General features: G+C 60.0%; 12 protein-coding genes. 4 read left to right on the top strand and 8 right to left on the bottom strand.

Annotated elements, in window-relative coordinates:
* Positions 1-436 precede the first annotated feature (436 nt).
* The 8 genes from NFR47_RS04885 to NFR47_RS04850 form a co-directional block, all read right to left on the bottom strand.
* Positions 437-1,435: a glycoside hydrolase family 18 protein gene (locus tag NFR47_RS04885; protein ID WP_251214464.1), complete on the bottom strand. Its 999-nt coding sequence runs from the start codon at positions 1,433-1,435 to the stop codon at positions 437-439.
* Between the two features lie 166 nt (positions 1,436-1,601).
* A complete protein-coding gene (locus NFR47_RS04880) occupies positions 1,602-3,215 on the bottom strand; it encodes a BT_3987 domain-containing protein (RefSeq protein WP_251214463.1) in 1,614 nt (537 codons plus the stop codon).
* 3 nt (positions 3,216-3,218) lie between these two features.
* A complete protein-coding gene (locus NFR47_RS04875; RefSeq protein ID WP_251214462.1) occupies positions 3,219-4,571 on the bottom strand; it encodes a DUF1735 and LamG domain-containing protein in 1,353 nt (450 codons plus the stop codon).
* 8 nt (positions 4,572-4,579) lie between these two features.
* Positions 4,580-5,488, bottom strand: coding sequence for a glycoside hydrolase family 18 (locus tag NFR47_RS04870; protein WP_251214461.1), 909 nt, complete (start codon positions 5,486-5,488; stop codon positions 4,580-4,582).
* A 6-nt stretch (positions 5,489-5,494) separates the two neighbouring features.
* The gene (locus NFR47_RS04865) at positions 5,495-7,093 is read right to left on the bottom strand and encodes a SusD/RagB family nutrient-binding outer membrane lipoprotein (RefSeq protein ID WP_251214460.1); all 1,599 of its coding nucleotides are present in this window, start codon (positions 7,091-7,093) and stop codon (positions 5,495-5,497) included.
* 12 nt (positions 7,094-7,105) lie between these two features.
* On the bottom strand, positions 7,106-10,441 hold the full coding sequence (locus NFR47_RS04860) for a TonB-dependent receptor (protein ID WP_251214459.1): 3,336 nt from the start codon (positions 10,439-10,441) through the stop codon (positions 7,106-7,108).
* 189 nt (positions 10,442-10,630) lie between these two features.
* Entirely contained in the window at positions 10,631-11,584 is a 954-nt protein-coding gene (locus NFR47_RS04855) for a FecR family protein (RefSeq protein ID WP_251214458.1), read from the bottom strand.
* A 108-nt stretch (positions 11,585-11,692) separates the two neighbouring features.
* On the bottom strand, positions 11,693-12,283 hold the full coding sequence (locus tag NFR47_RS04850) for an RNA polymerase sigma-70 factor (protein WP_251214457.1): 591 nt from the start codon (positions 12,281-12,283) through the stop codon (positions 11,693-11,695).
* Between the two features lie 272 nt (positions 12,284-12,555).
* Here NFR47_RS04850 and NFR47_RS04845 point away from each other — a divergent pair, with 272 nt between their 5' ends.
* From NFR47_RS04845 to NFR47_RS04830, 4 genes are read left to right on the top strand one after another with little or no spacing between them, the layout of a single operon-like run.
* On the top strand, positions 12,556-13,794 hold the full coding sequence (locus tag NFR47_RS04845; protein ID WP_251214498.1) for an MFS transporter: 1,239 nt from the start codon (positions 12,556-12,558) through the stop codon (positions 13,792-13,794).
* A gap of 10 nt (positions 13,795-13,804) precedes the next feature.
* Complete coding sequence (locus NFR47_RS04840) at positions 13,805-15,841, top strand: glycoside hydrolase family 20 protein (RefSeq protein WP_251214456.1); 2,037 nt, start codon at positions 13,805-13,807, stop codon at positions 15,839-15,841.
* Positions 15,842-15,856: 15 nt separating this feature from the next.
* Positions 15,857-16,867 carry a glycoside hydrolase family 130 protein gene (locus NFR47_RS04835; RefSeq protein WP_251214455.1) on the top strand — a complete coding sequence of 337 codons (1,011 nt, stop codon included), beginning with the start codon at positions 15,857-15,859 and terminating at the stop codon, positions 16,865-16,867.
* Between the two features lie 5 nt (positions 16,868-16,872).
* Positions 16,873-17,973 carry an ROK family protein gene (locus tag NFR47_RS04830; protein WP_251214454.1) on the top strand — a complete coding sequence of 367 codons (1,101 nt, stop codon included), beginning with the start codon at positions 16,873-16,875 and terminating at the stop codon, positions 17,971-17,973.
* Positions 17,974-17,975 lie beyond the last annotated feature (2 nt).

Here is a 17,975-nt window from a genome sequence, read left to right as displayed (position 1 = left end):
CGCAGGGGGGGGGTACGGCGCAGGGGGGGGGTTCTTCGGTGGGCCAGGGCCCTCCTCAGAATGACAAGGAGGGGCTGGACGGTGCGACGGGGAGGGGTCGGGTTGGCGGGCGCGCAAGGAGTGAACGGGCAAGGGGTCAAGCGAGAATGCGGCAAAAAGCACAGAAAGGGGCAAAATAACGCGGAACGGATATGAGACGAGGAAAGCAACGGCAAAACAAAGAAAAGCGGCGAGAGGGGCGGAAAAAGGACGAGCAGGGCGGGGCGACGGGCGGGCGGAAAAACAGATTCTTCGCGATGCTCAGAATGACAGAAAGGGGCAGGGGGGGGGCAGGGAACGGGGCGGCGGCGAGAAACGACGCGCGAGGGCGGTGTGACGGGGCGAAGACAAACAAAAACGGCCCGGGGAGACCGGGCCGTGAAAAAAGAGGGACAGACTACTGAACGTCGTCGATGGAGATAGTGAAACCACCGGGGACGAAAGTCCAATCCTGCGGACGGTTACCGTTTTCGCAGGTTACGGTTTCGCCGTAAGCACCGTCGGCGATAGCGTTGAACAACTTCAGCGGGTCACGGTCAGACTTCGTGCGCAGGTTGAAGTGCATGATAGCACCGTAACCATTTTGTTCTGCCTTATAGGCATTATCGCCATAATTATTAATTGCACTCGTCGTATAGTAAGAACCCAAGTTAATGGCAATCGGAGCATAATGCGTCTTGGTCACACCGGCAACACCGATACCCGTATTATACGGCGAGAAATTGGTATACACATAGTCGATAAGCGCACCGGCAGCAGCGTCGATTTGCGATGCGCCGCAGTTACCATACTGGAATACCGTAATGAGCTTGTCAGCGGGCATCAGACCGCGCAGTTTGGTGATGATGTTGCCGAACGAACCGCGAACAAGAGCCGTCGAATAGTTGGCATACTCATCGTCGAAACCGATACCGTCCAGCCCGTACTTCTCAACAGCGTAGGCCAGAATCTTGGCGAACTGCTCGGCCTGCGTGTCGTTCATGTTGGCCAGGCCGATACCGGCCCAGTCGCCCAGCACGGTGAGCAGCACCTTGATACCCTTGTCCTGCAGGGGCTTGATGTACTTCTCCGTACCGCCGTTCTCGAGCAGGTTGGTCATCTTGTCGTTGAGATAGAGCGTCGGACGCACGATGCCGCCGACGGTCTCCGCATGGATGTTCGACGCGAAGAGCTCCACGATGCTGGCATAGGGCGTACCGTCGGAAAGGAGGTAGTCGCCAGCGTTGAGCGGGTTGACGTCGTTGGTCTCCACATAGATAGTAATCTTGGGCGTCATGTCGTAAGCACGCGTCAGGGCTGCATTGGCAGCATCGGTTTCTGCAAGCGGTTCGGCTTTCTGGCACGATACGGCCGCTGCGAGCAGCATGGTTGCTGCAAAAAATAAATTGCGTTTCATAGTAGTTGAAAAAGGTTAGTGAAAAAATTAAAATAATGAATTTTTGTTAGGCTGATCAACCTTGTTTTCTATTGCTGAGATAAAATTAGCAATAAAATTTCATCTCTGCAAATTTTTCTTCGTTATTTTTTCATAGGCTTCCTCCTTTCTTTGTTTGAATGATTCGTTACTTCCAGTCTTTCAGCCACTTACCATATCCGCCTTTTTCGGGATAATTTCCGAGCCCGCGGTTCAGGTCGAAGTTATAGCTAAGACCGTTGCGACGACCCTGATAAGTGCGACTGTTTATATCCATACAATCACAATATGTACTAAACGCACCATCCCAAATACCCTCATAGCCGTCTTGAAGATTGGTGCGCAAATCGGCGAACACCATTATATTATTAGGTTTGTATTCAGTTTCAACCCACTCAGACAAGACCTCGGCGGGGTCTTGCATCATGGCTTCTTCTTCGGATTCCGCTTCCGGGTAGAAGGGGAAATTTATGCAGCCGAACCGTTCCGCCGGAAGGTTCGCAATCGGTTTCTGAGTATAGGCCGAAACATAGGTCTCGGTGGGGTGCCACGGGTCGAGCAGCTGGGGAGCTTCCTTGTTGGAATTGTAGCCCGACCAGGCATAGTCGATATAATCGCCGACGGCGATACCGCCGCAGGCGTCCACGTCGTGGAAAGTTTCCGTCGGACGGTCGTAAACCGTGACGGTAAGCAGTTTTTCGGTGCCCAGCGCTTCGCGCAGGGACTTGATGAGTTTGGGATAGGAGGTGGTATTCATGGCAGGCATCCCCTCCTTGCCGTAACCGGAATTGCGGTCCCAAAGGTTGATGCCGTCGAGCTGGTAGGAGTCGATAACGGTCTTGACCTGCGCCGTGAAGTCGGCGATCTGTGCGTCGGTGAGGTTGCAGAAGCCCAGCCCCGAGCCGGCGCCCTCGATGCTGATGCAGACTTTGCGCCCCTTGTCCTGCAAGGGACGGATGTATTTGACGGCCTGTCCGAGCACATAGGTCATGTCGTCGCCCAGACTGAGGATGGCGCGGCCCGATTCGGCCTCGCGGTCGAGCCGCACGGTCCGCAAGTTGATGATGTTGCCGATGAGGTTATACCACGACTGACCGCCGTATTGCTCTTTTTGCACTTCTTTTTGCATGAAGTATTCGTCCACGAGCAGGGGCTGGTATTGGTCGGTGTTGATGTAGAAGACGAAAAAGAGGTCGTCGCCCTTGTGGAGTTCGGTATCGCCGATCTGGGGCTGACGGACCGTTATATTATAGTAGAGCGTTTTGGCGTCGTCGGGCATACCCTCCTCGGCGACGGTGAGCGGAAGGACGTATTCACCGGGGGTGAGCCCGGAAGCGAGGAAGCGGATGCGCTTGTAGACGGAACGCTGCGTATCCTTGGAAAGGTCGAGCGACGCCCCGTCGGGAAACTCGTAGTTCTGGGCGGGAAGCACGGTCCGCTCGGTCTCCTCGGCCTCGTTGTAAGCGTCGGCGAGCGAAGCATCGCCACGGGCGGCGAGCGTGACGGCATCGGCGGCGGGCTTGGTCTGCTGGAAATAGAAGGTGCTGATGCCCGAACCCTCGCCCTCGGCGAGCAGGACGCTGACCGTATTGCCAGCCGTGGCACCACTGCGCAACTTGCCGTAGACGTTCTGCAAAGCCTCCTGGTCGGGCTTCTTGCCGCCCGAAGTTTCGATGGTATCGGATTCGCACGCGGTGAAGCCCGCGCACGCCGCCGCGCACAAGAATGCGGCGAAAAGGGACTGGATGTAATTGGTTTTCATAATTTATTCCTCCGTCTTGTTGATTTCGGGAATTTCGATGCCTGCCGGCCAAACGATGTCGTACTTGGCGACGCCGTCGTTGCCGTATTTTGAATAATCCTTGATGGTGTTACCTTTGTTTTCGTTGAATTTCCAGTAGCCGATGAGCGTAGGGTCGTCCTTGGGGTTCTCGACGTCGTACATGCACTCCCAAATCTGCTCGGGCGTACGGGCCACGGACCACACGCGCGCTTCGGCGATCTTGCCGTTCAGGGGGCGGTAATCGTCGTAGGAACGCCCGATGAAGAACTGGTAAGCGGCGGCCAACGTATTGTACTTCTTGTCCTCGTACTGCGGTTTGTCGGCCTCGGAAGCCGTGTCCCACAGATTGTAGAGGGCGCGCATGGCGAGGTTGATGCGGTTCTCCTCGCTCTGGGTCGAGACACCGACGCCGACGGCCTCGCTCTGAATCTGCCCGTCGACGAAGATGCGCACGGTGCGGGCGGCCTGGTCGTAGGTGCAGGCGATGTGGTACCAACGGCCGGGCTCGAGGTTCTTGGTGACGTCGCTGCCGGGGAACTTACCGAACCCGGCGCCGCTGCCCGAACCGTCGAACTGCAACTGCTGACGCTCGAAGTTGGTGTCGCCGACGCGCAGAAGGAGATACTGCTCGACGCCCATGAGGGACGAAATGCTGACGGGAGCGCCCTGGGGATTCTGCTTGGCGAACTCGTCGAAATAGACCAACGCCTCGTAAGTGACGGCCGTAAGCCCGTTGAAAATCATACTGTTGGGCGAATACTTATCGAGCGAGGGGAACTCGATCCAATTGTCGGTGAGCTGTGCAGCGACGGTGATGGCCGACGAACGCTTGACGACGTAATAAGCGACATCCGAACCACCCAACACGGCCATGGACGAACGGGCGATACGCACGGGCAAGAGGTAGGTCTCGTTGATGGGCAAGGCACCCTCCTGCTGCTCGCCCTGGCCCATGAGGTCGTGGAGCCGCAGCGTGACGACGTCGGAAACGGTCTTGCCGGCGGGAATGACGACCCGGTCGGCCGAAAGCTCGTAGAACTTGCTGTCGAGCATGGGCCAATCGGTCCGGAACCGCGCGTTGTAAGCAGCGACGAGCGACGGGTCGACAGCGAGGGACACCTCGGTATCGGACGCGACGGGAAACGCCAAATTAGCCTGCAACGAACGCTCCAGAACGGGCGTCATGTTGTTGAACGTAGTGGGCTGCACCTCCGAAGTCTTGGAGACATCGAGGAAGACGACGTTGTCGAACTTCGTGGCGCTCTGGTCGAAGTTGTCGCACGCGACGAAAGCGACGGCGGCAACGAACGCAAAGAATCTGAACAAAGGTTTCATAAGATGTGTTATTTGGCAGGATTCAACGTTTGGATAGCACGGCGGATCATGCGGAAATTCATGTCGGAATTGTAGTAATCGGGGCCGATGTTGACCATCGAGACGCCGCCCAGGGGGCCGAACTCGATGACACGGCGCGGCATCTCGTCGGCAGCCGAGAACTCGACACGGTCCTCGTTGTAGAGCGGGCCCTTGATGTCGGCGGCCAACAACAGGCGCCCGGGCTCGATTCCGGCGAATCCGGTGGCGTTGAGCGCCATGAGGCGGACCTCCTGGACGTGCTGCGTGCGCTCGGTGTTGAGCACGACGTAATCGACGCGGGCGCGGTCGTCGGCCGTGAGCGAAAGGGGATTGCCCTCGAAGACGAGGAGCTGGCCCTCGGAGACGGCCCCGGCGAGCTTAGCGACGATAGCGGCCGAAGCGGCGGGAGCCAACGGGTCGGTGGTGAACGAAAACCCATCGAGACCCTCCGTGCGGACGACAGCGACGGCCCTGTCGAGCAAAGCACCCAACTTAGCCTCGTCGGCCAAATCGGCCCCCAAGGCAGCGCAATCGACGCGGTAGAGGACCCTGGTGCCCTTCTGCCGCATAACAGGCATGTCCTCGCGGTCGAAATCGGAGAAATTGGCCGCATTTTCGAGCATGACGAAATCGAGCGAATCGGGCAGGCAGCGCATGAAATCCTGCTCGCTGAAAGCCACGTCGGGCGAATTGAACAAACGGGCGCAGACGATGAAGTGCTCCGACTGCTTGTAGGCCCGCAAAGCAGCGGTATACTCCTCCCAAAGGGCGGGGTCCTGCTCCCAAGGCTGGCGAACGGTGGTCCCGACGCTCTCGGTCTCGGTCCAGTCGCTGCACGAAACGAAGGCCGCGCAGAGAAGAACCGCGAACAACGATAAGATTCTGAAGTTTTTCATGATGGTTTATTTGTTATAAGGTTTGCAATCCCACCAAACGCGGGTACCCATGCCGTCGCCCCTGCGCGCACCCTGGGTCTCGGAATCGAGGGTCTGAATGGCGGCCTGGAGATTGGCGTTGTTGCGCTGGTACTCCTCGATGGGGTAAGGCAGACGGCGCGCACCGTGCTTGATGTCGACCGTGCCGCCCGACTTGTCCTCGACAGCGGGCAACAACCGCGGATAACCCGTGCGGCGGTACTCGCACCAAGCCTCGGTGCCCAACGGGAAGATGGCGATCCACTTCTGGGTGATGAGACGCTCCAGATTACGCTCGGCGATGGCTGCGATGTCGGCATCGGAAGCATCCTCGGCGGGCGTCTCCCAGGCGATGGTGATGTCGCTCTGACGGCCCGAAACGCTGTGCCAGCTGAGAGGGTCGGAATAGGGCGACGGCTTGGCTTCGGTGTTGGCCAGATAATCGTCGGCACCGGAAGCCCCGCGCTCCTCGAACGACAGGCGCACGGCCTCCTCGTAGAGCTGCTCGGCGACCTCGGCACTGCCCCACCGCAACTCGTACTCGGCGCGCAGGAACGCGGCCTCGGCGGCGCAGAACCACATGTAGGGCGTGTCGCTCTTGACGATCATGTTGCAATACTTGGCGACGGCCGTCGACTTGCTGGTGGCGTCGATGCCGATGCGGATGCCGTAGAACTTGCCGGTGTCGTTGGGCAGGAACATCTTCTCCAAACGCGGGTCTTTGTAACCGGTCATGTAGCAGATGATGTCGGCACCCACGCGGTGGTCGGCCCAATCGTTGTAAATCAACGTCGTGCGGTTCTCGGCAGCGTGCATGGCCGCGTTGTCGGCGTTGGCGAGGATGACACCCCCTGCGATGGCCTCGGCAGCCTTGGCGCGGGCCGTAGCTTCGTCGACATACGACAGGCGCATGGCCATACGCAGCTTGAGCGAATTGGCGTACTTGATCCACTGGGGAATGTTGCCGTAGTAGACAGCGTCGTAGCGGTTCCACGCATCGGCCGCGAGGGTGATGTTGGCCGTGAAAGCCGCGATAGCCTCGTCGAGTTCCTCGAACATCTTGGCGTAGACGTCTTTCTGCGCGTCGTACTCGACCGTGATGGTCTCGTTGTTCTCCAGGTTGGAATAGGGAATCGGGCCGTAGCTGTCGGTCACGCGGTGCATGATGGCCACGCGCAGCAGTTTGGCGAAGGCGATGGCCACCTCGTCCTCCGTACCGTTGACGATACCGCGGTAGGGGGTGTAAGTCTCCGTGATGACGTTGGCGAAAGGCCATTTGCGCCAGTCGGCCGAGGGGTTGAAGGTCTCGAACTTGGTGCGCCACGTGTCGACCGTAGCGCCGATATAGCCGCCGAACGGACCGCCCACGAGCGACTCGTTGAACTGGTACATGTGCTCCTGGACGGGAACCACCAGGCTCTGCAAGGCCTTGACCTTGGTGCCGGTCTTATAGTTCATGACGTCCATCTGGCTGTCGGTGACCTGGTTGGGATTGCGGTTCAGGTCCTCGAAATCGGCCGTACAGCCTACGGCGAGCAGCATTCCCGCAAGCAGCCACAGCTGCATGTATTCGATTGTCTTTTTCATGCTGTTCAAGGATTAAAATTCAAATTTGACGTTGAAGCCCAGGCTGCGCAGCGACGGCATCATGAAGTAGTCGATGCCCTGGTAGCTCATGCCTGTCGAAGCGACCGCTTCGGGGTCGAACGGAGCCTTGCAGTAAATCATCCACAGGTTGCGGCCCACGAACGAAACCGTCAGGCCCATCTTGTTGCGGAACCACTTGCGGGGCAGCGTGTAGCCCAGCGAAAGTTCCTGCAGGCGGAAGTTCGTCGCCGAATAGGTGTAGTACTGCGGAAGTCCCGACTGCGAGCCGATGGCCTGGTACCAGCGCTGGGCGCTGATCGTCTGACGGCCGTTGACCACCACGCCGCCGGCATCGCGGGCAGCCGCCGAAGCCTCCGATACGCCGTAGAGGTCCATGTTGGCCTGCGTGGCCGAGTAGCAGATGCCGCCGATGCGGCCCGAGAAAAGAAGCGACAGATTCAGCCCTTTCCAGCGGAAATCGTTGCGCCATGCAAGGTTGTATTTCGGGAACACGGAGCCTAAGTAGATTTCGTCGCCGTTGTCGGTCAGAATCAGGTTGCCGCCGCTGTCCACTTCCACAAAGCCGTTGTCATTGTAGCGCAGGTTCGACGTCGTGTAGAGGTCGCCCAGCGTTCCGCCTTGCTTGAGGATGTACTTCGCCTTGCCCAGACCCTTGATGTCGAGGGCTTCCAGCCCGAGCGGTTCGCCCGTCACGGGGTTCAGCGCATCGGCCGCCAGGTCGATGATTTCGTTCTTGTTCCACGAGAAGGTCGCGTTCGTCGACCAGCCGAAGTCGCGCCACTGGTTCGAGTAGCCCAGCGAGAGTTCGACACCCATGTTGCGCACATGGCCCGTCTGCAGATAGATGGTCGTATACGACGACGAGGGCGGCAGCGAGGGGTCGAAAGTCTGGTTGTAGGTGTCGGCCCAGTACCACGATGCGCTCAGGCTGACATGCTTCCACAGCCGCGCGTCCACACCCACTTCATAGGTCTTGGTGCGTTCGGGTTTCAGGTCGCCGATAGGATAGTGCGTCTTGTCTTTCCACACCCGGTTCGTCGCATCGTATTCGTAGGTCGGGGTCATCAGATGGCGCGGGAACGGAAGACCCACCGAAGCGATCGAGCCGCGGACTTTCAGATAGGTCAGCGCGTCGCCCAGGTCCCAGAGCGAAGTGGGCACCCACGAAAGGCCGACCGACGGATAGAAGAACGACGACGACGACGAGCCGGCAATCTGCGAAGCCCAGTCGTTGCGGCCCGTGACGGTCAGATAGAGCATCTGCTTCCACCCCACTTCCACCGAAGCGAAGACCGACTGCGTCTGGTCGTGCCAGCCCGATTTCTCGGCGCGTTTCTTGGAATCGTCCAGGTCGAAAACGTTGAAGATGTTCGGCAGGCCGTTCTCCTGAATCGGACCGCGGTACGAAAGTTCGTCGGTCTTGATGTTGTTGATCGAACCGCCGATGTTGGCGTTCAGCGACCAGTCTTCGCCGAAGGTCTTGTTGATGTTCAGAATCGCGTCGGCATAAGTCTGCGTGTCGTAGGTGCGGGCTTCCGTATAGTGGCCGTTCTTGCCGCCGTCGGTAATCGTCGCGTTCGACGTCGCAAAGAGTTTCTGCGTGTAGAGCGAGTTGGCGTTGTCCAGACGTACACGGCCCGAAACGCTCAGCCACGGCAGGATGTCATAGCTGGCCGCAAACGACAGCATGTAGCGTTTCTTGTCCGTGTTGCGCAGGTTGCGGTAGGCAATCCAGTAGGGGTTCTGCATGCGCAGGTCGCCGCCCTCCATGTCCGCCGACCAGAATTGTTCCATCAGCTTGGTTCCCGGGTTGAAGCGCTCGAAAACCTTGTATATCTCGAAGTTTTCGCCGCGCGGGAACAGGTAGGCCGGAACCAGCGGGTTGGAGTACACGCCCTGGTTGGTCATGTTCTGGTCTTTCTGATAGATATAGCTGGCCGAAGCGTCCAGACGCAGTTTGTCCTTCAGAAAATACGACGTGTTGCGGAACGTGAAGTTGTAGCGTTCGTATTCGTTGTTCGGGATGATTCCGTCCGAGTTGACCGATGCGGCCGAAAAATAGGTCTGGTTGCGGTCCGTGCCGCCCGACACGGTCACCGAGTTGGTGTATACGTGGCCCGTCTCGAAGAAGTCCTTGGGCGTGTATCCGTACTGCGCCGCAGGTGCGAGTTTTTCGCCCCAGCTGTAGACGCCCGAGTTGTAGCGGCTGCCGCTCAGACCCGTGCCGTAGCGGCTCTGGAATTCCGGAAGCGTGAACGGAGCGAGGAATTCGGTGTTGCTCGAAAGGGTCACTTTCAGCGCGCCCGACTGGCCTTTCTTGGTCGTGATCATGATTGCGCCGTTCGCAGCTTCCGAGCCGTAGAGTGCGGCTGCGGCGGCTCCGTTCAGCACCGACATGCTTTCGATGTCTTCGGGGTTGATGTCGGCAATGGATTCGGTCGCACCGCGCGAATCGAATTCCGTACCGCCGCCCCCGCCGAAGTTGTACATCGGGATACCGTCGATCACATAAAGCGCGTTGGACGACTGCGAAATCGACTTGTTACCGCGCAGCACCACTTTCGAGGCGCCGCCCACGCCCGACGAGGAGGTGTTGATCGTCAGACCGGCCACCTTACCCGTCAGCGAGTTGATGAAGTTGGCGTCCTTCACGGCCAGAATGTCTTCCGAGTTGACCTGCTGTACGTTGTAGCTCAGTGCCTTCTCGGAGCGTTTGATGCCCAGCGCCGTCACAACCACCTGTTCGATTTCCGAGGCCGATTCCGACAGCGTGATGTCGAAGACCGTGCGGCCGCCTACGGCAACCACCACAGGTTCATAGCCCAGGAAGTTGATTTCCAGCTGTCTCTGTTGGGCGGGGGGGGGTACAAGCAGCGAGAAAGAGCCGTCGGCTCCCGTGCTCACACCGGCGTTGGTTCCCCGGACCACAACCGAAGCGCCTACCACGGGCATGCCGGCCGCATCGCTGACTTTGCCGGTTACCGTAACAGGCGCCTCGGGTTTCTTTTCGGAAAGGAAAATGCTCGGAGCCTTGATCTGCCATGCGATGTCGGTCTTGGCGGTCATCTGCTCCAGCGCTTCGCGCAGGGGCCGGTTCTCGACCTTCACGCTCACCAGGCGGCTCAGGTCGATGTTCTCCGGCGAAACGAAGAGGAATTTGGTTTGCTTTTCGATTTCGTTCATCGCAACCCGCATCTCCACGTTTTCGAGCGAGAGCGTCACGGTTGCAGCGTCCTGGCTGTAAGCCTTTCCGGGCGACAGCGACAGGCACAGCATGAACAAAAGCGTAATCAGGCATCTGATTTGCTGAATAAGCTTGTTATTCATAACTTTGTTGTTTGGTTTAATTAGAAATCCGTTTTCTTTTTAGACCCCGGCCTGCAAGAAGTTGCAGCTTCTTGCAGGTCACTTTTTTTGCGGGTCCGTGTCATTGATCCTTACAGGGGTGCAGTGGCTTTTGTCATAGGCAATCGGGTTGAGGTTCGACATATGTTCTATTTTTAGGCGGTGTTTTCGTCAGCGGATGGTCACCACGCCCGCGTTGCGGTCGTAGTCGTATTCAAAGTCGGAGCCGTAGCGGAGTACTTCCAGCGCGTGTTCGATGCCCGACGACACGGCCACTTTGCCCCAGCCGAAGCTCACCGACGGCATCCGGTCTCGTTCCACAACGAAGCGTACATGGAAGTTCGCTTCCAGTTTGCGGACTATCTCCTCGAACTTCAGGCCCCGCAGGTTGATGATTCCCTCGGTCCAGAGGTAGTTGTCCACATCCTCCAGTTTGTCTTTCACCAGCAGGCCGTTGTTCAGCCGGACGATTTCCAGCGGGTTCATCACCACGCTTCCGCGCGTTTCGTTGTGCGTCACTTGCAGCCGGCCGTTCAGCAGCGCGGCCGAAAATTCGTTGTTCTCCTCGTCGGCCACTATGTCGAAGCGGGTGCCCAGCACCCGGGCCGTGCAGGCGAATGTCTTCACCAGGAACGGACATTGCGCATCGGGCGCCACCTCGAACATCGCTTCGCCTTTCAGGCTCACGGTGCGGTGTTTGCGGCCGAAGCGCGTCGGGTAGCTCACCGAGCTCCCCGGGGTCAGCCACACGCGGGTTCCGTCCATCAGGTGAAGCGTCGATTGGCCGTTGGTCGACACGAAGGTCACTTCCGGGGCCCGCGACAGGTTGTATTCCGTCAGCAGATACCCGCTCGCCAGCCCCATGACCAGCACCGCCGCCACGGCCGACGCCCAGCGCACCGCTCCGCGCAGTCTTAGGCTCATCGGCGCGCGTTTCGGCGCCGCGGGTTCCAGTCTTTCCCTGCGGAGTTTCGTTTGCCAGATTTGCAGGGCGAAGTCGGCTTCGTCCAGCGCATTCAGATATTCCCGGTTGGCAGGCGATTCATCCAGCCAGTCGAGCACTTCCCGGACCTCCTTTGCGGAGGTCTCGTTTTTTAAGAATTTGAATAATAACCTATCTTCCATAACCTTTTTAGTTTGTCGTTTATTACATAACACATGAGCGCCCCTTCTCCGTAAAGAAAAGGGGCGCTTTTTTAATAAAAAATTTATTCAGAAATTTCGTAAACTTCCTTAATAACGCAACAGGTAGTATATCAGCGGAATAGCCAGTTTGACATAGTCTTTCAGCGCATGCCGCAGTTCATGCAGCGAGCGGCTTATTTCCTTGTCGACCAGCGAAACCGAGATGCCCAGTTCGCGGGCGATTTCCTCGTAGCTGCGGTCGTCCAGGCGGCTGCGCAGGTAAATCTGACGCGTGCGGGCCGGAAGTTTGGACATCGTATCGCGCAGGATTTCAAATATTTCGTCCTCGAAAAGTTTGTCCGGGTCGCAGGCCGTCAGCGACGCTATGTCGGCGTCGACCAGCCGGCATTGGTCCGAGTGCATCTTCTGTTCGATGCGCAGGCGCAGCGACTGGTTGCGCAGGTGGTTCAGACAGCGGTTCCGCACCGTCGCATATACATAGGCCGGCACGTTCGTGTCGGCAGGCAGCGCGAAGCGGTTTTCCCAGAAAGCCATGAAGCTGTCCGCCACGATGTCCGACGCAATGTGTTCGTCGCGTACATAGCGGCAGGCCCGCTGAATGAATACGGAGCGGTATTCGAGATAGATTTTCCCGAATTCCGAGGCGGTCGCCGCCGGTTGTGTCTCCGTCGTTGTCATAGCTTTCCTTGACAAAATTAAATCTTTTTCTGCAAATAATCCGAATCTTTCCGTCGGTTTCGGTTTTATTTTCCGTCGGGCTTGGCGGATTCGCAGGAATTTAGTAGCTTTGTCCCATGTCATCGGTCCCCTCTCTTCACGGGAGGGTCAAATAGGGTTGCAAAGGCTTCGGATATTCGCTGATCGAGTATTCCTATTATTTTTGTGCCTTGAAACCAACTGCATCCTCTCCGCTTCGGCCCTTGTGCTGGGTTCCCTCGCTCTACTTCGCGATGGGTCTTCCTTTCGTGGTCCTCAACATGGTTTCGGCCGTGTTGTTCAAGGACATGGGCGTCTCCGACGCGCAAATCGCCTTCTGGACTTCGCTCATCATGTGGCCGTGGACCATCAAGTTTCTGTGGAGCCCGTTCCTTGAGTTGTTCCGCAGCCAGAAGTTCTTCGTCGTCGCCACCCAGCTCGTCTCCGGGCTCTTGTTCGGGTTCGCCGCGCTGGCGCTCCACCTGCCCGCGTTCTTCGCCGTCACCGTCGCCTTGTTCGCCGTCGTCGCTTTCAGCGGCGCCACGCACGACATCGCCGCCGACGGGCTCTACATGTCGGTCCTCTCGTCCGCCGACCAGGCCAAATACATCGGCTGGCAGGGGGCGTTCTACAACCTCGCCAAGCTCGTCGCCACAGGGGGGCTCGTCTGGTTCGCCGGGTGGCTCTTCGAGCGTTTCGCCATCGGCGGCGCGGCCGAAACCGCCGCTTACCGGTCGGCCTGGACCGTCGTCCTCTGCATCCTCGGCGCTCTGATGTTGTTGGCCGGGATGTGGCACCTGCGGATTCTCCCGCAGGGGCATGTCGCTGCACAGGGCAGCCATTCCCTCCGCGAGGGGTTGACCGAGCTGCGCAACGTCGTCCGCGATTTCTTCGCCAAGAAAGGCATCGGCTGCTGCATCGCGTTCATCATCCTCTACCGATTGGGCGAGGGGCTGGTCATGAAAATCGTCCCGCTCTTTCTCAAGACGCCCGTCGCCGACGGCGGGCTCGGCCTCACCAACCAGCAGATCGGCCTTTACTACGGGTCGTTCGGCGCGGGGGCTTTCCTCCTGGGGTCGCTTCTGGCAGGTTATTACATCGCCGCCCGCGGCCTGCGGCGCGCGCTCTTTTCGCTGGTCTGCATCTTCAACCTCCCGTTCGCCGTCTACGCCTTGTTGGCGTGGTTCCAGCCGCAGTCCATGTGGCTCGTGGGCGGCGGTATCGTCGTCGAGTACTTCGGTTACGGTTTCGGATTCGTCGGGCTCACGCTCTACATGATGCAGCAGGTCGCCCCGGGGCCTTACCGCATGGCGCACTATGCGTTCGCTTCGGGTATCATGAACCTATCGGTCATGCTCACAGGCATGGTCTCCGGTTTTCTGAGCGATTTGTCCGGGTATCGGATTTTCTTCCTCGTCGTCATGCTCGCCACCGTCCCGGTGTTCCTCATGACGCGCTTCGTCCCGTTCCCGCATAACGACGAACATAATTAGGAGGGCTGCAATGAACCGTCTCCGAACCATCCTCCCCGCGCTGCTTGTTCTCCTCTGCCTTTCGTGCAGCGGTGAGCAGGAGTGTACGGTGATTCCCCGGCCGCTTTCGGTGCAGTCCGAGGGCGGGTTTTTCCGCGCCGGGGTCCCGTTCGCCGTGGCGGTCGAGGCTCCGGAGACGGTGGCCAATGCCTTGACAGATTATTTGTCTTCCTCCTCCCTCCCGTGCCATAGGTGCGACACGGCCGCCACCCTCCGGCTGGAGTTGTCGGACGACGCTTCGCTGCCCCTCTCCGACGAGGGTTATACGTTGGAGGTCCGGCCCGACCGTATCGTCGTCCGGTCGCGCGGCGAAGCCGGATTGTTCTACGGCATCCAGTCGCTGTTGCAGTTGTACGACCGCCACGGCGCGCGCATCCCCGCCCTGCAAATCGCCGATTCGCCGCGCTTCGCCTACCGGGGCATGCACCTCGACGTCTCGCGCCACTTCTTCGGCAAAGAGTTCGTCAAGAAGCAGCTGCGCATGATGGCTTCGCTCAAGCTCAACCGCCTGCACTGGCATCTGACCGACGGCGCCGGGTGGCGCATCGCCATCGACCGCTATCCCCTGCTGACCGAGGTGGCCGCATGGCGCCGCGAGCCCACGTGGCAGGCTTGGCAGGCCGGGAACCGTCATTACTCCACGGCTTCCGCCCCGGGTGCTTACGGCGGTTATTACACCAAAGACGACATCCGCGAGGTCTTGGCATGCGCCGATTCGCTCCACATTACGGTCATCCCCGAAATCGAGATGCCCGGCCACAGTGAGGAAGTGCTGGCCGTCTGTCCCGAATTGTCGTGCGCAGGCAAACCTTATGTCAGCGGCGAGTTCTGTCTCGGTAGCGAGGAGACATTCGCCTTTTTGGAGAACGTGCTCTCCGAGGTGACGGAGCTCTTTCCCTCCGAGTACATCCATATCGGCGGCGACGAGGTTTCCGGGCAGGCCTGGGCTTCGTGTTCGAAGTGCCGGGCCCGGATGGAGCGCGAGGGTCTCGGTTCCGCCCAAGCGTTGCAGGCCTACGCCATCCGGCGCATCGGCCGTTTCCTCGAAGCCCGCGGGCGGAAGCTCGTCGGCTGGGATGAAATCCTCGACAGCGGGCCCATGCCCGGCGCGGTGATCATGTCGTGGCGCGGCGAGGAGGGCGGACGCCGGGCCGCCGCACTCGGGCACGACGTCGTCATGTGTCCCGGGTCGCATTGTTATTTCGACGGCTTCCAGGACAATCCCGAGCGGGAGCCGCAGGCCTTCACCGGCTATCTGCCCCTCGCCAAAGTCTATTCCTACGACCCCGCCCCGGCCGCTCTGTCCGGCCGGGAACATATCATCGGCGTGCAGGCCAATCTGTGGACCGAGTACATCCCCACCCCCTCGCAGGCCGAATATATGCTCTATCCGCGCATGTTCGCCCTCGCCGAGGTGGCGTGGAGCGCTCCCGAAACCAAGGATTACGCCGATTTCCGCCGCCGGGCGCTCCGGTTCTGCGACCGGGCACGCCGCCAGGGATACCATACGTTCGACCTGCGGGCCGAGTTCGGCGAGCGGACCGAATCGCTGGCTCCCGTCCGGCACCTTGCCGTCGGCTGTCCGGTCCATTATACTTATCCGTGGCATCCCGATTATCCCGCCGACGGCGCCGCGGCACTCACCGACGGGCTGCGCGGTCCGTGGAGCTACGGCACCCGCTGGCAGGGGTTCCGCGACACCGACATGGAAGTCACCGTCGACTTGGGCCGGGTCCGGCCGCTCCGTTCCATAGCGGCCGACTTCATCCAGTGGCATTCGGCGTGGATTTGGCTGCCCGCGCAGGTGGAGTTTTCCGTCTCCGACGACAACAGCGACTTCCGGACGCTGGCGGCCCTCCCCAACAGCCTCCCGTCCGACTGCCACCGCCCCGCCTACCGCACGTTCGCGTGGCATGGCGAAACGACCGGACGTTACGTGCGCTGCCGCGCCCGTTCCCAGGGTTTTCCCGGGGGCTGGCTCTTTACCGATGAAATTATTGTCAACTAAAAACCGAATAAAACGATGAACAACCTCAAAATCATGGGGAACCCGCTTCCCGATATGCCGTGGGAGGAGCGTCCCGCCGCTTCGCGCGAAATCATGTGGCGCTGCTCGGCCAACCCCATCATCCCGCGCGACCTGCTCGCCACGTCCAATTCCATCTTCAATTCGGCCGTCGTGCCTTTCAAGAAGGGCAAGTACAACTACGCCGGGGTCTTCCGCTGCGACGACACCAACATCCGCATGCGGCTCCACGTCGGATTCTCGGCCGACGGGCTCAAATGGGACATCCTCGAAGAGGACATCCGCCTGGAGGGGGCCGATCCCGAGGTCGGCACCTGGGTCTACGGCTACGACCCGCGCGTCGTCAAAATCGAGGACAAATACTACGTCACCTGGTGCAACGGCTATCATGGCGACCCCACTATCGGCGTCGCCTGGACCGACGATTTCCAGACGTTCCACCAGCTCGAAAACGCCTTTCTGCCCTACAACCGCAACGGCGTGCTCTTCCCCCGCAAAATCGGCGGCCGCTACGCCATGCTTTCGCGTCCGAGCGACACGGGCCACACGCCGTTCGGCGACATCTTCTACTCCGAGTCGCCCGACATGGAGTTCTGGGGACGCCACCGGCTCGTCATGAAGCCCGCGCCGTTCGAGAAAAGCGCCTGGCAGTGCACCAAAATCGGCGCAGGCCCCGTGCCCATCGAGACGTCCGAGGGGTGGCTGCTGCTCTATCATGGCGTCCACGGCACCTGCAACGGCTTCGTCTACGCGTTCGGTTCGGCCCTGCTCGACCTCGACCAGCCCTGGAAAGTCATCGCCCGCAGCGGCGCCTACCTGCTTTCTCCGCGCGAGAGCTACGAGTGCATGGGCGACGTGCCCAACGTCGCGTTCCCCTGCGCCACGCTCCACGACCCCGCCACCGGGCGGCTGGCCGTCTACTACGGCTGCGCCGACACGGTCGTAGGACTGGCTTTCGGCCGCATCCCCGAAATCATCGAATTCACGCGTCGCACCAACATCCTCTGAGCCTTATGTATTCCCACGACAACCGCATCGTCGTCACCCTCGACGCCGGAGGCACCAACCTCGTTTTCGGTGCCATGCGGGCCAACGAGTTCATCGTCGAGCCCATCACCTACCCCTCGCAGGCGCACGATCTGGACAAGTGCCTCGAAACCATGGTCCGGGGTTTCCTCGAAGTCATCGCCCGGCTCGACGAGAAGCCCGTGGCCATCAGCTTCGCCTTCCCCGGTCCGGCCGACTACCCCAACGGCATCATCGGAGGTTACCTCCCCAATTTCCCCTCGTTCCGCGACGGCGTGGCTTTGGGGCCGTTCCTCGAAATGCAGTTCGGCATCCCCGTCTTCATCAACAACGACGGCGATCTCTTCGCTTACGGCGAGGCCCTCGGCGGGGCCCTGCCCGAGGTGAACGCCCGGCTCGAAAAGGCCGGCAGCGCCAAGCGTTACCGCAATCTGCTGGGCTACACTTTCGGCACGGGATTGGGTGTCGGTATGGTGGTCGGCGGGCAGCTCAACCGCGGCGACAATTCGTGCGTCGAGACTTTCTGCCTGCGCCACAAGAAGATGCCCGGCATCATCTGCGAGGACGGCGCCGCCATCCGGGCCGTCAAGCGCGTCTACGGCGAGCTCTCCGGCTGCCCCGACCACGGGCTGGAGCCCAAGGACATCTGCGAAATCGCCGACGGCACGCGCCCCGGCGACGCCGAGGCGGCCAAAAAGGCGTTCGCCGAGTTCGGCGAAATCGCAGGCGACGCCATGGCCACGGCCGTCACCCTCACCGACGGACTGATCGTCATCGGCGGCGGCATCACGGCGGCCCGCAAATGGATCATGCCCTCGCTCTTGCAGGAGCTGCGTTCCAAGATGCACCAGCTCAACGGCAACGAGCTCGACCGCGTCCAGATGCAGGTCTACGACCTCGACGACCCGACCGAGTTCGACGCTTTCGCCAAGGGCGACATGCGCCCCCTGAAGGTCTACGGTTCGGACCGTTACGTGGCCTACGACCCCCAGAAGCGCACGGGCGTCATGATTTCCAAGCTCGGCGCCAGCAAGGCCATTTCCGTCGGTGCCTACGCCTATGCGTTGAGCCGGCTGGACGAAAACTGACA

The organism is Alistipes muris, from assembly GCF_943193205.1.
Taxonomy (GTDB): Bacteria; Bacteroidota; Bacteroidia; order Bacteroidales; family Rikenellaceae; genus Alistipes; species Alistipes muris.
Note: the sequence above shows the minus strand (reverse complement) of the source record. Positions and strands in the feature narration are given on the sequence as shown.

Coding starts and splice junctions, on each gene's coding strand:
- NFR47_RS04885 (WP_251214464.1), bottom strand. CDS start 1,435: ATGAAACGCAATTTATTTTTTGCAGCAACCATGCTGCTCGCAGCGGCC.
- NFR47_RS04880 (WP_251214463.1), bottom strand. CDS start 3,215: ATGAAAACCAATTACATCCAGTCCCTTTTCGCCGCATTCTTGTGCGCG.
- NFR47_RS04875 (WP_251214462.1), bottom strand. CDS start 4,571: ATGAAACCTTTGTTCAGATTCTTTGCGTTCGTTGCCGCCGTCGCTTTC.
- NFR47_RS04870 (WP_251214461.1), bottom strand. CDS start 5,488: ATGAAAAACTTCAGAATCTTATCGTTGTTCGCGGTTCTTCTCTGCGCG.
- NFR47_RS04865 (WP_251214460.1), bottom strand. CDS start 7,093: ATGAAAAAGACAATCGAATACATGCAGCTGTGGCTGCTTGCGGGAATG.
- NFR47_RS04860 (WP_251214459.1), bottom strand. CDS start 10,441: ATGAATAACAAGCTTATTCAGCAAATCAGATGCCTGATTACGCTTTTG.
- NFR47_RS04855 (WP_251214458.1), bottom strand. CDS start 11,584: ATGGAAGATAGGTTATTATTCAAATTCTTAAAAAACGAGACCTCCGCA.
- NFR47_RS04850 (WP_251214457.1), bottom strand. CDS start 12,283: ATGACAACGACGGAGACACAACCGGCGGCGACCGCCTCGGAATTCGGG.
- NFR47_RS04845 (WP_251214498.1), top strand. CDS start 12,556: ATGGGTCTTCCTTTCGTGGTCCTCAACATGGTTTCGGCCGTGTTGTTC.
- NFR47_RS04840 (WP_251214456.1), top strand. CDS start 13,805: ATGAACCGTCTCCGAACCATCCTCCCCGCGCTGCTTGTTCTCCTCTGC.
- NFR47_RS04835 (WP_251214455.1), top strand. CDS start 15,857: ATGAACAACCTCAAAATCATGGGGAACCCGCTTCCCGATATGCCGTGG.
- NFR47_RS04830 (WP_251214454.1), top strand. CDS start 16,873: ATGTATTCCCACGACAACCGCATCGTCGTCACCCTCGACGCCGGAGGC.